Annotated in this window: 16 protein-coding genes and 1 other annotated feature; of the genes, 11 read left to right on the top strand and 5 right to left on the bottom strand. The window is 43.1% G+C overall.

Annotation, left to right across the window (positions count from 1 at the left end; all coding sequences use genetic code 11):
• Positions 1 to 5 precede the first annotated feature (5 nt).
• The 3 genes from argF to QYB97_RS04295 all read left to right on the top strand — a co-directional run bounded on the left by argF (position 6) and on the right by QYB97_RS04295 (position 1,665).
• On the top strand, positions 6 to 941 hold the full coding sequence (argF, locus tag QYB97_RS04305) for an ornithine carbamoyltransferase (RefSeq protein WP_301164921.1): 936 nt from the start codon (positions 6 to 8) through the stop codon (positions 939 to 941).
• Positions 942 to 996: 55 nt separating this feature from the next.
• Entirely contained in the window at positions 997 to 1,395 is a 399-nt protein-coding gene (locus tag QYB97_RS04300; protein WP_301164694.1) for a hypothetical protein, read from the top strand.
• 90 nt (positions 1,396 to 1,485) lie between these two features.
• Entirely contained in the window at positions 1,486 to 1,665 is a 180-nt protein-coding gene (locus tag QYB97_RS04295; protein WP_301164693.1) for a YjzC family protein, read from the top strand.
• Positions 1,666 to 1,688: 23 nt separating this feature from the next.
• Here the strand turns inward: QYB97_RS04295 and QYB97_RS04290 are convergent, their stop codons facing one another.
• A complete protein-coding gene (locus QYB97_RS04290) occupies positions 1,689 to 2,861 on the bottom strand; it encodes a M20 family metallopeptidase (RefSeq protein WP_301164692.1) in 1,173 nt (390 codons plus the stop codon).
• Positions 2,862 to 2,923: 62 nt separating this feature from the next.
• Positions 2,924 to 3,115 carry a YjzD family protein gene (locus tag QYB97_RS04285; RefSeq protein WP_301164691.1) on the bottom strand — a complete coding sequence of 64 codons (192 nt, stop codon included), beginning with the start codon at positions 3,113 to 3,115 and terminating at the stop codon, positions 2,924 to 2,926.
• A 171-nt stretch (positions 3,116 to 3,286) separates the two neighbouring features.
• On the opposite strand from QYB97_RS04285, the gene QYB97_RS04280 reads away from it, so the two are divergent.
• The 4 genes from QYB97_RS04280 to QYB97_RS04265 all read left to right on the top strand — a co-directional run bounded on the left by QYB97_RS04280 (position 3,287) and on the right by QYB97_RS04265 (position 6,282).
• Entirely contained in the window at positions 3,287 to 4,027 is a 741-nt protein-coding gene (locus QYB97_RS04280; RefSeq protein ID WP_301164690.1) for an alpha/beta hydrolase, read from the top strand.
• A gap of 99 nt (positions 4,028 to 4,126) precedes the next feature.
• Positions 4,127 to 5,023, top strand: coding sequence for an NAD-dependent epimerase/dehydratase family protein (locus QYB97_RS04275; protein ID WP_301164689.1), 897 nt, complete (start codon positions 4,127 to 4,129; stop codon positions 5,021 to 5,023).
• A gap of 75 nt (positions 5,024 to 5,098) precedes the next feature.
• Positions 5,099 to 6,106, top strand: coding sequence for a BMP family ABC transporter substrate-binding protein (locus QYB97_RS04270; protein ID WP_301164688.1), 1,008 nt, complete (start codon positions 5,099 to 5,101; stop codon positions 6,104 to 6,106).
• Positions 6,103 to 6,282: a ComZ family protein gene (locus QYB97_RS04265; RefSeq protein WP_301164687.1), complete on the top strand. Its 180-nt coding sequence runs from the start codon at positions 6,103 to 6,105 to the stop codon at positions 6,280 to 6,282. The genes QYB97_RS04270 and QYB97_RS04265 overlap by 4 nt, the downstream gene beginning before the upstream one ends.
• 56 nt (positions 6,283 to 6,338) lie before the next feature.
• On the opposite strand, the gene QYB97_RS04260 is transcribed toward QYB97_RS04265, so the two are convergent.
• Positions 6,339 to 6,632, bottom strand: a complete 294-nt coding sequence (locus QYB97_RS04260; RefSeq protein WP_301164686.1) for a YppG family protein — start codon at positions 6,630 to 6,632, stop codon at positions 6,339 to 6,341.
• A gap of 198 nt (positions 6,633 to 6,830) precedes the next feature.
• On the opposite strand from QYB97_RS04260, the gene QYB97_RS04255 reads away from it, so the two are divergent.
• From QYB97_RS04255 to QYB97_RS04245, 3 genes are all read left to right on the top strand, one after another.
• Positions 6,831 to 7,763, top strand: coding sequence for a beta-ketoacyl-ACP synthase III (locus QYB97_RS04255; RefSeq protein ID WP_301164685.1), 933 nt, complete (start codon positions 6,831 to 6,833; stop codon positions 7,761 to 7,763).
• 43 nt (positions 7,764 to 7,806) lie between these two features.
• Complete coding sequence (gene fabF, locus QYB97_RS04250) at positions 7,807 to 9,045, top strand: beta-ketoacyl-ACP synthase II (RefSeq protein WP_301164684.1); 1,239 nt, start codon at positions 7,807 to 7,809, stop codon at positions 9,043 to 9,045.
• A 130-nt stretch (positions 9,046 to 9,175) separates the two neighbouring features.
• Entirely contained in the window at positions 9,176 to 9,922 is a 747-nt protein-coding gene (locus tag QYB97_RS04245; protein WP_301164683.1) for a YjbA family protein, read from the top strand.
• A gap of 35 nt (positions 9,923 to 9,957) precedes the next feature.
• Here QYB97_RS04245 and trpS read toward each other — a convergent pair whose 3' ends face one another.
• On the bottom strand, positions 9,958 to 10,947 hold the full coding sequence (gene trpS / locus QYB97_RS04240) for a tryptophan--tRNA ligase (protein ID WP_301164682.1): 990 nt from the start codon (positions 10,945 to 10,947) through the stop codon (positions 9,958 to 9,960).
• 64 nt (positions 10,948 to 11,011) lie between these two features.
• Positions 11,012 to 11,249: a binding site (T-box leader), on the bottom strand.
• A gap of 32 nt (positions 11,250 to 11,281) precedes the next feature.
• Positions 11,282 to 11,716, bottom strand: a complete 435-nt coding sequence (locus QYB97_RS04235) for a DUF3899 domain-containing protein (protein ID WP_301164681.1) — start codon at positions 11,714 to 11,716, stop codon at positions 11,282 to 11,284.
• Positions 11,717 to 12,065: 349 nt separating this feature from the next.
• Here QYB97_RS04235 and QYB97_RS04230 point away from each other — a divergent pair, with 349 nt between their 5' ends.
• Entirely contained in the window at positions 12,066 to 13,751 is a 1,686-nt protein-coding gene (locus QYB97_RS04230; protein WP_301164680.1) for a peptide ABC transporter substrate-binding protein, read from the top strand.
• The last annotated feature ends 158 nt before the right edge of the window (positions 13,752 to 13,909 follow it).

Here is a 13,909-nt window from a genome sequence, read left to right as displayed (position 1 = left end):
ATCCGATGATTACCCAAAATGAAAACAGTCTGAAAGGAAAGCATCTTCTTACCCTGGCCGACTGGAGCACAGAAGACATTCAACAGATTTTGAACTATGCTATTCAGCTGAAAAAGGAAAAGCAGCCTAAACAGCTGCTTGCAGGCAAAACCCTTGGCATGATTTTCGAAAAATCTTCAACGAGAACGAGAGTTTCATTTGAAGTGGGGATGCTGCAGCTGGGGGGCCATGCCCTGCATCTCAGCTCACGAGATATTCAAATGGGAAGAGGGGAATCGATTGCTGATACGGCAAAAGTCCTTTCGCGTTATCTGGATGGAATAATGATCCGAACCTTTCAGCATGAAATTGTGGAACAACTGGCAGAACATGCAGAGATTCCTGTGATCAATGGCCTTACTGATGATTATCATCCATGTCAGGTCCTTGCGGATTTAATGACCATTCTTGAATATAAAAATACATTTTCGGGTCAAAAACTGGCGTATGTGGGAGATGGAAACAACATGGCCCATTCGCTTATGATCGGTTCTGCAAAGGTTGGGCTTAATTGCACCATCATTACGCCAAAGAATTATGAGCCGAAAAAGGAGATTGTTCTAAAAGCCAAAGAAATCGCACAAAAAACAGGCGCTGAAATTGTTGTGACCCATGAATTGAAGGAAGGTATCCGTGATGCAGATGCTGTTTATACCGATGTTTGGGCAAGCATGGGCTGGGAAGACGAAGCAAACGAACGCGTGTCAGCCTTTCAGGAATATCAGGTAAACGAGGAAATGCTTGAGCTTGTCCACCCCGATTATATTTTTATGCATTGTCTGCCTGCACACCGTGGGGAAGAAGTAACAGCTGAAGTGATTGACGGGCCAAATTCGGTCGTTTTTGACGAAGCGGAAAACCGGCTGCATGTTCAAAAGGCACTTATGGCATCTGTCATGTAAGCAGATGAACACATTGGGGCTGGGTGAATAACATGAGTTAGTAAGGAGGTGCCCCATGTTTAATAATCAAAATCCTTATTATAATCAGCAGCAGCAAGGCTACCAGCAGCAAACAGGCTACCAGCAAGGCTATCAGCAGCAGCAAGCCTTTCCCAACCCTCAGATGATGAAAAAAATGCAGAAGCTGTGCCGGAAAAACATTCAGCATTATGTTTCCGTCACTTTGCTGGACGGCAGCATGTACGATGGATTTATTGAATTTATGGACGGCCAAAATATTTATTTTGCTTCTCCTGTCGTGGACGAGGGGCAGAACAGTGAAAGAGATAACAGTGATACGGAATTGGATTATCCTTATTACGGGTTTGTGCAGCCAGTCAAAACTTATGAGATCGAACGATTTATCATTCCTTTATCCAACCTGGCGAACGTAATGCCGGTTGCGTATTACTAAAAACAGAAAGTCTTATACCAGCCGTAAAGGCTGGTTTTTTTATGCGTGAATGGGAATAGTAAAAAACAAAAATGTAAAAGGGGTGATCATATGGGGCAATCTCATCAGTTTAAGCATGGACAAAAAGCGCCGAACAATGGTATCTATGTGGAAATCGGGGAAACGGGCAGCATGGTAACTGATCCAAAGGAAGTTAAACTCAGCGCAGGTGATTCCTTTCCGGAAACAACCAACCATAACCGTGTTTGGACTTACAAGCGCAAGCCTTAAGGGCAAAGAAAAAAGGACCTGTCTCAGGCCCTTTTTTCTCTGTTTTCAAATTCTTCCTTTACACGCTGCAGAAGCTGTGGGGTGGTTAACAAATCATACCCGGTCAGTGCGAGCGCTTTGGCGCCAATCAGCATGGCGGTATATCCCTGTTCTGAGTTGGCTGCATCACAGAACTCTTTTGTATGAAGGTTATGAGAGGCATCGGTTATTTTGATGTACGGGTGAACCGCGGGAACCACCTGGCTTACATTGCCCAGATCCAGAGAACCGTGGTCATTCCCGGTTTGAATTTCATCAAGAGGAATGCCGAGCGATGCCAGATTTTTTGTAAATGTATCAGACATTGTTCCATTGGTAAGCAGGTTGGCATAACCAAGCTCATAATGTGAAGCTTCCCATTCACAACCTGTCCCCAGGGCTGCCCCTGCGGCACAGTCCTTTACCCGGCGAACGAGATCAGGAAGCTGTTCCACTGTGGCGGCCCGTACATAAAACCGTGCCTGCGTTTTATCCGGAATAACATTGGGAACTGTTCCTCCGGCTGTAATAACGCCATGAATCCGCACATCTGGTGTTACCTGCTGGCGGAGTGCATTAACACTGTTGAACAGGGCAATTACCGCGTCGAGAGCGTTAATTCCTTCATGAGGGGAAGCAGCGGCATGCGCCGTTTTTCCTTTAAAATCAAATTGCAATGCCTCCATGGCCATGCTTGAGCCGCTTCTTTCAAACGCTTTGTATGGATGGCACATCAGCGCTGCATCCACATCATCAAAATACCCTTTTTCGGCCATGTGCACCTTCGCTCCGCCTGTTTCCTCGGCAGGTGTTCCATAAACAAGAACTTTGCCTCCCGTTTCCTTTATGATTGTGCTTACTGCAATTCCCGCAGCTGTGCTCATGGTGCCGATCAAGTTATGCCCGCATGCATGATGAATCTCGGGCAGGGCATCATATTCGGCCAGATAACTGATCACCGGACCGGGTTTTCCGCTGTCATAGGCTGCAATGAATGCGGTTTCCATCCCCTCAATGCTTCGCTCTACCTCAAATCCAAAGTGCTCTAGGGTTTCAATGAGTTTAGCAGAGGACTTTACTTCCTCATACCCGAGTTCAGGGTGATTCCAAATATATTGTGCAACTTCTTTAAAAAGCGGATACTTTTCATCCAGAAACGCTGTTAAAACCTCATTCATTTTTGATAACCTCCTGCATGATGAAAAAAAGCCCTTCACGGAGTGTGATGGGCTGCTTTTTATTACTCTGCCGTTTCTGCTTCACCGGGAAGTACGGCACCAATGATGATGACGAATACAGCAAATACGATACCGAAAAATGATGCAGTGGAAAATGTTGAAGAGTCATATTTTCCGCCCTGCATTGATTCCAATACGTAAAATGCCATGTTGCTTAATAGTAAAGACCAGATGATTGTCCAGATATAACGCATTTTGTTCACCTCAACTTTATGTAAACGACTTCTTCTTCTGATATAGTAACAAAAAATAAAGAATTTGTCTTTAAATCTTTAAGGAAATCATCTTAGAATAGGCATATCCCTTCTCCAGTTTCACAAAACGGACATAGTATAAGTAAGAAAATATTGGATGAGGGGAGAAAAGTGAGCATCGAAGAGAGGGTTTTCAGCTTAGATGGACAATGGAATACGATACATCTTCCTGAACAGCCAAACGGTTTTGCTGTCATGATTTTTGGCGACTGCAATCATTTTGTAGATCATGAGACAAGTTTGTGGAAACAAAACAAAGACCGGTTTGAACTTATTCAGACACTTAAGCAAAAAGGCTATACCGTTTTTTATTCCAATCTGTACGGAAGCAATTGGGGTAACCAGGAGGCGGTCACCCTGGCAAGAAGGGTTTACCGTTTTGTGATGAAATATGAAATTCTTAATCCTTCCATTCATATTTTGGCGGAAGGTATGGGGGCACTGGCAGCGCTTGACTTTATCAACGACATGGAAGGATCAATCCGTTCAGCAGTCTTCATTAATCCATGCCTGAATCTCAAAAGCCATTTCCAGCAGGAGAAAAAGAACCAATTGTTTTTAAAACGCATTCGTAAAGAAATCAGTCAGGCCTATCGAATTAAGGAAGAAAACATGGATGAATTTCTCCAGAGAACGGTTACTCGTTTTACATTAAAGCATGATGTGCCCGTTAAAATCTTCCATGACGCCACAGGCACCGTATACCCGTTTAAAGTACACAGCCGGCCATTTGAGGCTACCTGCCTTGAAAAAGGGTATTTTGTTTCACTGACCATACAAATGCCAAGTAAACGTCTGGGGAACTTACAGGCAGTGCCTCGGTTTTTCAGTTTACATGAATCCATCCTGTAGCCATCTGCTGCAGGATTTTTCATGATTATCGAATGAGATGCATACTCGGCGGGATGGAAAATACGATATAGAGAGAGCAAAAGAACGGAGGATCGGGGAATGAAACGTGCTGTTGTTACAGGAGCTGCTGGATTTATTGGATCACATCTCTGCACAAAGCTCCTTGAAGATGAGATTGAAGTGGTTGGGATTGATTCAGCTTCTTCCACTGAAAAGCTTGATTATATTGGCCGGAATGCAAATTTTGAACTGATCAATGAACAGATTGAACAAGTGGATTTAAAGAAAATCATTAAAAAAGCCGACGCTGTCTTTCATTTGGCATGTGGTGTCCGCCCAAATGAAGAATGGAACGACATAGAAGACAAGGTTAAGCAGCACATCCATTCCACCAGGCTTCTCATACAAGCGATGCCTTCCAAGTCAGTCAAGCTCATTTATGCCTCTTCTTATGATGTGTACGGGAAAAAATCTGGAAAAGTGACTGAAACCTCTTCCGCAAATCCGGAGACGTTATTTGGCCTAATTAAATTGACAGAAGAAAACTATATTAGAATGGCCGCAGCAAACCATCCAGTTTCATATGTGATTTTGCGGTTTCCTACGATATACGGTCCCTGGCAGCCAGTGGAAATGACCTTTCAGCAGATCATTAATGTGAACGAACAAGAACGGGATACCATGGACATACAAAAAGATTCCATCACTGAAGATGTCATATATGTAGACGATGCTGTACGTGCGTTGCGCCTGGCAGCAGAAAAAGGAGAGAAACGGACGATTTACAATATTGGCAGCGGAACAAGCGGGGAATGGCGTAAGGGATTAAAACTTCTTTCTATTAAAGAAGAGGATTTTCCAAAAGAAAAACGCAACATGGTGGTTGCAGGTGAAAAAGCTCAGCAGGAATTGGGATTTCAATCGAATATCGATATTGAAGAGGGATTAAAAAGGCAAATACAGCATACCGTGCAGAGAAGAAAAAATGGAGGATGAAAAAAGGGAAAATATGTTTCCCTTTTTTTTATTTCTTCCATTATACTAGTTTAAGGGGAAGACCGGGACGAAGGAATGGAAGTGAACGTGAACAAAATGAAAACTGTACGATGGCTGCTAATCGCATGTCTCTTGGCTGCATTATCCGGCTGCCAGGAAAAACGGGAGGGAAACCTGAAAAATACAGGACTTCTTGTCCAGGATACAATCAATGATCAGGGCTGGGCTGACCAGGGTTACAAAGGCCTTATCAAGATTCAGGATACATACGGTAATGAAGTAGTATATAAAGAAAAAATGCAAATGAAAGCAGAAATTAAACAAGCGGTTGAAGAATTTCAAAAAGATAACGTAAACCTTATTTTTGGCCACGGGAAGATTTATGCCAACCTGTTCAGCCAAATCAGCAGGGATTACCCAAAGATCCGTTTTGTAAGCTTTAATGGAGATTCATCGGGTGAAAATGCAACAAGCATTCATTTTAGGTCCTATGCGATGGGCTTTTTTGCCGGGATGGTTGCTGCAAAAATGAGCCGTACCAATCATCTGGGCGTGATCGCAGCTCAGGAATGGCAGCCTGAAATGAAAGGCTTTGCTGGAGGTGCCCGTTTTCAAAAGAAGGATATTATCGTTGATACCGAAGTGATGGACAGCTGGAGCGATAAGGATCAAGCGATTGCTTCATTTAAACGGATGGCGGCTGCCGGTGCGGATGTTTTTTACCCTACCGGAGACGGATATACTGTTCCGGTAATTGAAGAAGTAAAAAGGAAGGCACTATATGCCATAGGATATGTCACAGATCAATCAGATCTGGGACGTGCCACAGTATTGACAAGCACGGTGCAAAACGTAGAATATGTATATAAATCTGCTGCTGAACAGTTTGATGCTGGAAAGCTCAGGACCGGTAATCTTCAATACGGGTTTAAGGAAAAAGCCATTGCAATGGGCCGTTTCAGCCCCTTAGTGCCTTCAGGCTTTCAAAAAAAGATCAGGAAGGACATTGAAGAATATAAAAAAACCGGAAAACTCCCCAACGGAAAATCAATTCAAGAACATGCACAGGAGGACGTCCAATGAATCAGGAACTGAACATGCAATTTATGCAAATTGCCATGAAGCATCTGCCGGAAGGTAAAGATCTTCTGGAGAAAAAAGGAGTAGAATTGTCCATGGAAGATATTCAGCCCATGCTGAACCTTCTTCTGAAAGTCATGAATGATGCATACGAACTGGGTAAACAAAAACAAGCGTAACTCAGCTTCCTCGAAAAGAGAAAAGTAAAAGAGCCAACTTCAGTGGTTGGCTCTTTTTACTTTTTCCTGAAAGCAGTAAACAGAGGCGAAACCTGCTGTGCCACTTTCACGGTTTGATCAATGACGGCCATCAGCTTATTATAATCAAAGTTCCCGTCACTCGTCCGGAAGGCACTCATTAAGGGGTTCGGGCGGGGGAAGGGCTGACGGTAGGCCATAGGGATAAAAGGCGGTTCACTGGGTGGCGGCGGCTGTTCCCTGGTTTGCCGAGGCGGCGGAAACGGGCGTCTGGCCTGCATGGCCGACCTTGACCGCATCGGAGAAGGAGGCCCATAGCGAGGGTAATTCACATGTACCACTCCTGTACTTTAGTCTGATAAGCTCTTTATAGGATATGTCTTTTGGAAAAGATGGTGTATTGTCCGTGGCAAACAGCATACTGGACAAAAAATGAATAATAAATTAAAATTAGTACCAGGTCTTAAATATTGATACTAAACTAAATGCAGGAAGAAACAACATAAAAACAAATATAAAGGGGTAATAACATGAATGCTGGAATAATAGGTTTAGGTGCTTATGTCCCTGAGAAAGTGTTAACCAATTTTGATTTGGAAAAAATGGTGGACACCAGTGATGAATGGATTCGCACGCGTACAGGAATAGAAGAGCGAAGAATTGCTGCTGATGATGTCAATACGTCACATATGTCAGAACATGCGGCAAGAGAAGCATTGAATAATGCAGGCATGAATGCGGAGGAGATCGATTTAATCGTTGTGGCTACTGTAACACCAGACTCCCCATTCCCTTCTGTAGCCTGTTTGATCCAGGAACGGCTTGGAGCTGTTCATGCAGTTGCAATGGATATCAGTGCGGCATGTTCGGGATTTATGTACGGCATGGTCATTGCCAAACAATTTATTGAATCAGGCACCTATAAAAATGTATTGGTGGTTGGAGCTGAAAAGCTTTCCAAGATAACTGACTGGGATGACAGAAATACAGCTGTGTTGTTCGGTGACGGAGCCGGTGCAGCCGTATTATCCAAAGTATCCGAAGGAAGAGGAATACTATCTTTTGAACTTGGTTCTGACGGAAGAGGCGCAAAGCACCTGTATCAGGATAAACACCTTAAAATGAACGGCCGCGAAGTGTTTAAATTTGCGGTGCGCCAAATGGGTGAGTCCTCCATGAATGTTGTCCAAAAGGCAGGATTGACAAAAGATGATGTGGATTACCTTATCCCTCATCAGGCCAACATACGCATTATGGAAGCGTCCCGCGAACGGCTGGAGCTGCCAAAAGAAAAAATGGCGGTAACTGTTAATAAATATGGAAACACATCATCTGCTTCCATTCCTATGGCTATTTCAGATGCCCTGAAAAATGGTAAGATAAAAGATAATGACCTGCTGGTCCTTGTTGGATTTGGCGGTGGCCTGACATGGGGCGCCGTTGCACTCCGGTGGGGAAGATAGAAGATAAAAGCTGACTATTCTTCAAAGGAGAGTTGTATTAACAATGAAAAGACGCGTAGTAATCACAGGAATGGGAGCCATTTCTCCCCTTGGAAATAGTGTAGAAGAAACCTGGAACCGAATTATTGCCGGTGAATCCGGTGTAGGTCCGTTAACACGAAGAGATTCGGAGAAATTCCCGGTAAAAGTTGCGGCCGAAGCAACTGAATTTGATCCTCATGATTATATGGATCGAAAAGAAGCGAGAAAAATGGACCGCTTTACTCAATTTGCCATCGCTGCATCAAAAATGGCGGTAGCAGATGCCGAGCTTGACATTACAGAAGAAATCGCGCCCCGTGTCGGTGTGTGGATCGGTTCAGGGATTGGCGGCATGGACACACATGAAGAGCAGTTCCGCATTTTTGAGAAAAAGGGATACCGCAGGGTGAGCCCATTTTTCGTACCAATGATGATTCCTGATATGGCAGCAGGGCAAGTATCCATCATGCTTGGCGCAAAAGGAATGAACTCTTGTACCGTTACAGCTTGCGCTTCTGGTGCAAACTCTATTGGTGATGCATTTAAAGTGATTCAGCGTGGAGACGCAGATGCGATGATCTGCGGAGGTACTGAAGCACCGATCACCGACATGGCGCTTGCTGGCTTTTGCCAGGCTGGAGCATTGTCCTATAATGAAGATCCTGCCACTGCCAGCCGTCCGTTTGATGCGAACCGCAGCGGGTTTGTAATCGGAGAGGGAGCTGGAATCCTGGTTCTCGAAGACCTTGAATTTGCCAAAAAACGCGGTGCGAAAATATATGCTGAAATCGTAGGGTACGCCGGTACTGGAGACGCCTATCACATTACAGCACCATCTCCAGGCGGAGAAGGCGGCGTCCGTGCAATGGCACAGGCAGTACAGGACAGCGGATTGGCACCTGAAGAAATCGACTATATCAATGCTCACGGAACGAGCACTGATTATAATGATAAGTTTGAAACGATGGCCATCAAGGAAGTCTTTGGGAAGCATGCACGCAAACTGGCGGTCAGCTCTACCAAGTCAATGACAGGCCATTTGCTGGGAGCGGCAGGCGGAGTCGAAGCCATCTTCTCTGTAAAATCCATTCAGGATGGAATTATACCGCCTACCATTAATTATGAAACACCGGATCCAGAGTGTGATCTTGATTATGTACCGAACGAAGCAAGAAAAGCGGAAGTAAATACTGTTTTAAGTAATTCCCTCGGCTTTGGCGGGCATAATGCAACCTTGATTTTTAAAAAATACAGCGAGTAATAGTTAAAGATGGTTGAGCCTAATCAACCATCTTTTTTTATTTGCCGATAATTCTTCAATGTAAATAGAATAATTTGGACAGCCTCTGACTATACTGTTTTTAACAAAATCGGTAAGTGAGGGGTAGCAAATGTTATATTTACGAGATGTTTGGGTGAATTGGTTCGAAGGTGAAGAAAATGGCTATAACGTTTGTGAGTTTCATGAGTGGCGGAAAGATGATTTTATTGAACTTTTGGATCAGGTGCCAATCGTTAAAATAGAATCTGCATTGTTTCACTATATCGAAAATGAACTCAGCGATCTTCCAGACTCCCTTTTAGATGAGGTCCACCAGAAAGCATACGTAAGGAAAAACAACCAGAGGGTTCAACTGGATCATTGCTTTATCATCACCGATGAAAAGAAAACCATGGTGATTGATACAATGGGCTACCGTGTTCCCATCCGAAAAAGCAGGCTGATCCCCAGACAGGAACAGCTTGTCTATGAAATGGCGGAACAGATGGAGACGGTTTCCTTCACATTTACTCCGGAAATAAAAGAAAAAGAGCATCATATTCTTTCACCGGAACCGATTGTGATGAGGGGGCTGACAAGGAAAGAACGTCAGTTGAAACAGCTTTTGTTTATGCTGCTGGATCAGCTGCATACTACCCAGAATGTAGCTGAAGTGCGGTACTGGTACACTGAATGGATGCCAGGGGAGTACATGAAGATTCAATCGATGGAATTTGAAGAAGCATGGGCGGCGCTGTATTCGGAGATCAAGGACGGCTGGAGCCAGCAGCATTACGCAATATGTGAACGGCTTGTAAAAGGGCAGCCATATTTCGAAAAGATTTGGGAACTTGAAAACGGTACCCATGTAAATTAAGAAAAAACCTCCACAAAATGTGGAGGTTTTCTTAGTTAAACCCGTTTTCTGGCCAATCCCATGGCGCGTTCAGCTTTGTTCAGCATTTTGTTTGCCACGCGGTTCGCTTTTTCAGCTCCATGATCCAGGATTTGATCAAGCTCATCTGATTCAATCAGGCTGTAGTAGCGTTCCTGAATAGGCTTTAATCGGCCGACAACAGCCCTTGCGGCACCTTCTTTAAAATCTCCGTAGCCTTTTCCTTCATACTTTCTCTCCAATTCTTCAATGGATTCGCCTGAACAGAGAGAATAGATGGTTAACAGGTTCGATATGCCGGGTTTGTTTTCTTTATCGAATTTTACGACACCATCGGAATCGGTGGTAGCACGTTTGATTTTTTTTGTGATGACCGCTTCATCATCCAAAATTGAAATAAAGGCATTCACGTTGGCATCGGATTTGCTCATTTTTTTCGTAGGCTCTACAAGGGACATAATTCTTGCTCCTACCTTAGGAATACGCGGCTCCGGAATGGTAAAGACTTCTCGGTATTTATTGTTGAAGCGTTCGGCCAGATCACGGGTCAGCTCAATGTGCTGCTTTTGGTCTTCACCTACCGGAACAAGCTCAGTACCATAAAGAAGGATGTCAGCAGCCATGAGCGGGGGATATGTCAGCAACCCTGCAGAAACGGCATCTTTTCCTTTGGATTTATCTTTAAACTGAGTCATGCGTTCCAGTTCCCCAATATAGGCGACACATTGCAGGACCCATCCCATTTTTGTGTGGGCAGCCACCTCCGATTGGATAAAAAGCGTGGATTTCTGAGGATCGATGCCAACAGCAAGATACATGGCTGCAAGGCTCCGGCTGTTCTTTTTCAACTGTACCGGGTCCTGAGGGACTGTGATGGCATGCTGATTCACGACACAAAAATAACAGTGGTTATCCTCCTGATACTCCACAAAGTGCTGAAGCGCTCCCAAATAATTTCCCAATGTTATCGTGCCGCTTGGCTGAATACCTGAAAAAATAGTTGCCATAATGAAACTTCTCCTTTTTTAAAGTCTTATTTAAATACATACAAAAAGGCCCATCCATCCCTTGAAAAGGGACGAATGGACCGCGGTGCCACCCTTGTTATTCCATAAAAAAAGAATATCTTTAACCCGTACGATTATACGGCGCCCATTCTATCGTGCGGACAAACACGCCTGTTCCTACTAATTCCAGTTCAGACAGGAGCTCAAAAGCCCATTCCATGTTCATTCACTGCCTGTTTCCACCAGCCGCAGGCTCTCTGAAAGCTTCAAAAACATGTACTTTTCTTTATCATCGCCATTAATTATTCACTCAGTTAAAAGTAGTATATAAAAATTACAATAGAATTGCAACCAAACTAGAAAATACAAACAACAAAGCTCCGGAACAAAGAAGAGGAAAAACAAAATTGCCGGATATTCGTTCGGACAAGCTGAAGTTTGAACCTTCTTCCTGGCTCTCTGCATACTCAGCCGATTTTGAGAAAGATTTCATCACTTTTTTGACGGTTTTAGAAAAAAGGTCGAAGAAACCGCCTTTTACAACGAATAGCACCAAGCCGATCAGGACAAGCGCAAGCCCCGTCATAAAAAGGTTATCTATTATATGAATGAGATGCAGCTTTTTATCAGACACCATTTCAATGATAAATGATAATAAAACAGACCCTGCGGTCAATAGTACTGAAACTGAAAAACGTGACATCGATTTACTCCCATCATAATTCATAGCTGTATTATTCATTTTACCATGGACGGCACGTACAAGCACACTACTTTATACCTATCAATTTTCAAGACAAACACGTCGAAAGGGAGCATATAGGTTTAGAATTATTAGAAAATATAAAATATGACGGGTAAGAAAGGAGCATTTTTTACCGTCTTTAATGACAGATGTTGTAAAAAAAGGGGAATGAAAACGCTGAACACCAATAGGTAAATAGACCCATTTTTTGTTAAAGAAACGTAAATAAATTGGGCTTTTTGTAAAAGTCGTAAAAAAAAGTATATGCATAATAGTATGAAAACTTGTATAATACGAATGTGGGCAAAATGTCTGATAATTCACGAAGCTTTGGCTCACTAATTAGGTAAACAGAAAAAGGGGAGGTCAATCAATGAAGAAGTCAAAATGGTCGTTACTACTAACGATCGTGCTCGTTTTGAGCGTTTTCCTTTCTGCGTGCAGCGGTGGTAAAAAAGAGGAAAAAGCGAACGGCGGGAACGGTTCAAGCGACGGTGGAGGTTCTAAAGAAAAGGTACTAAACCTTATGGAAACTTCCGAAATTCCGTATCTTGACAACATCATGGCAGACGATCAAGTTTCTCTAAACTTGGCAAACAACGTATACGAGGGTCTATATACCCTGAATGACAAGGATGAGCCAGTTCTATCCGGTGCTGCTGAAGAACCAGAAGAGAAAGATGGCGGCAAGACTTGGGTATTCAAGCTTCGCGATGATGCTGTTTGGAGCAACGGAGATAAAGTAACAGCAAACGATTATGTTTTTGCATGGAGAAAGGCTGTAAGCAAAGATACAGCTACTCAATACTCTTTCATCTACCAAGTTGCAGGCATCCTGAATGCTGACAAAATTCTTAACCCTGAAGATCCAATGTATAACAAAACTGATAAGCTTGGAATCAAAGCTATCGACGATCATACAATTGAAGTGAAGTTCGCTGGTCCAACCAGTGCAAAACCATACTTAAAAGCGGTTCTTTCTTTCCCTACCTTCTATCCGCAACCTGAAAAGTTTGTTAAAGAACAAGGAAAGCAATATGCATTAGAAGCTGACAAAGCTCTTTACAACGGTCCTTTCGCTCTTAAAAAATGGGAGCATGAAAAAGGCTGGGTATTGGAAAAGAACGATAAATATTGGGACAAGAAGAACGTAAAGGTTGATAAAATCAACGTAAACATTCTTAAAGACGAAGCAACTCGCATCAACTTGTTTGAAACTGGAAAACTTGACCGCACAACGATTTCTGCGGAATATGTTGACCAATACAAAGACAAGAAAGACGTATTCAGCACAGTGCCTGAATCTTCTGTTTTCTTCCTTCGTATGAACCAGAAAAACAAAGCACTTGCAAACAAAAACATCCGCCACGCGCTAGACATGGGCTGGGACAAGAAGCAGTTAACTGATGTATTGTTGAACAACGGATCTGTTCCTGCATACTTCTTGGTACCATCCAAATTTGTTAACGGTCCGGACGGAGCTGACTTCCGTGAGAAGAATGGCGACCTTAACAAAGGCGATGCGAAAAAAGCTAAAGAATACTGGGAAAAAGGCTTGAAAGAGCTTGGAGTTAAGAAACTCGATCTTACTCTTCTTAACTATGATACTGATACTGCACAAAAAGATGCTCAGTTCATTAAGAACCAATTGGAGAAAAACCTTCCTGGTCTTTCTATGAAAATCAAAGCTCAACCATTCAAGCAAAAGCTTAAGCTTGAAGAAAACATGGACTATGATATTTCTTACGCTGGTTGGGGACCTGACTATCCGGATCCAATGACATTCATCGACATGTTTGTAACTGGCGGTTCTCACAACGAAATGAACTATTCCAACAAAAAGTATGATGAGCTGGTTAAAAAGGCTTCATCAGAAACAGATTTGAAAAAGCGTTGGGACATGATGCAGCAAGCAGAAAAAATCCTTATCGATGAAGATGCGGCTATCAGCCCAATGTACCAACGTGGTTATGCCTTTATCACAAAATCCAATATTAAAAACATCCACAACCATTCATTTGGCGGGGATTATAGCTACAAAGATTGGGACGTTGAGTAAAAAAACTAAGGTTTTATAGCGGTACCAGGAGAGTATATGTCAGTAAGCCATATACTCTCCTTTTAACTGCAAATGACTATTTAGTAAGAATTTGTCGAAAATTCCAACGAAACTATTGTAGGATATTGTTTTGTCACTTAATATAGAGATATAGGTAT

The organism is Fictibacillus fluitans, assembly GCF_030418125.1.
Classification (GTDB): domain Bacteria; phylum Bacillota; class Bacilli; order Bacillales; family Fictibacillaceae; genus Fictibacillus_C; species Fictibacillus_C fluitans.
Note: the sequence above shows the minus strand (reverse complement) of the source record. Positions and strands in the feature narration are given on the sequence as shown.

What these genes read in the sequence shown, in the direction of transcription:
- QYB97_RS04245 (WP_301164683.1), top strand. Translation starts at nt 9,176, where the DNA reads ATGTTATATTTACGAGATGTTTGGGTGAATTGGTTCGAAGGTGAAGAA.
- QYB97_RS04265 (WP_301164687.1), top strand. Translation starts at nt 6,103, where the DNA reads ATGAATCAGGAACTGAACATGCAATTTATGCAAATTGCCATGAAGCAT.
- QYB97_RS04255 (WP_301164685.1), top strand. Translation starts at nt 6,831, where the DNA reads ATGAATGCTGGAATAATAGGTTTAGGTGCTTATGTCCCTGAGAAAGTG.
- QYB97_RS04290 (WP_301164692.1), bottom strand. Translation starts at nt 2,861, where the DNA reads ATGAATGAGGTTTTAACAGCGTTTCTGGATGAAAAGTATCCGCTTTTT.
- QYB97_RS04285 (WP_301164691.1), bottom strand. Translation starts at nt 3,115, where the DNA reads ATGCGTTATATCTGGACAATCATCTGGTCTTTACTATTAAGCAACATG.
- fabF (WP_301164684.1), top strand. Translation starts at nt 7,807, where the DNA reads ATGAAAAGACGCGTAGTAATCACAGGAATGGGAGCCATTTCTCCCCTT.
- QYB97_RS04300 (WP_301164694.1), top strand. Translation starts at nt 997, where the DNA reads ATGTTTAATAATCAAAATCCTTATTATAATCAGCAGCAGCAAGGCTAC.
- QYB97_RS04275 (WP_301164689.1), top strand. Translation starts at nt 4,127, where the DNA reads ATGAAACGTGCTGTTGTTACAGGAGCTGCTGGATTTATTGGATCACAT.
- QYB97_RS04295 (WP_301164693.1), top strand. Translation starts at nt 1,486, where the DNA reads ATGGGGCAATCTCATCAGTTTAAGCATGGACAAAAAGCGCCGAACAAT.
- QYB97_RS04230 (WP_301164680.1), top strand. Translation starts at nt 12,066, where the DNA reads ATGAAGAAGTCAAAATGGTCGTTACTACTAACGATCGTGCTCGTTTTG.
- argF (WP_301164921.1), top strand. Translation starts at nt 6, where the DNA reads ATGATTACCCAAAATGAAAACAGTCTGAAAGGAAAGCATCTTCTTACC.
- trpS (WP_301164682.1), bottom strand. Translation starts at nt 10,947, where the DNA reads ATGGCAACTATTTTTTCAGGTATTCAGCCAAGCGGCACGATAACATTG.
- QYB97_RS04270 (WP_301164688.1), top strand. Translation starts at nt 5,099, where the DNA reads ATGGAAGTGAACGTGAACAAAATGAAAACTGTACGATGGCTGCTAATC.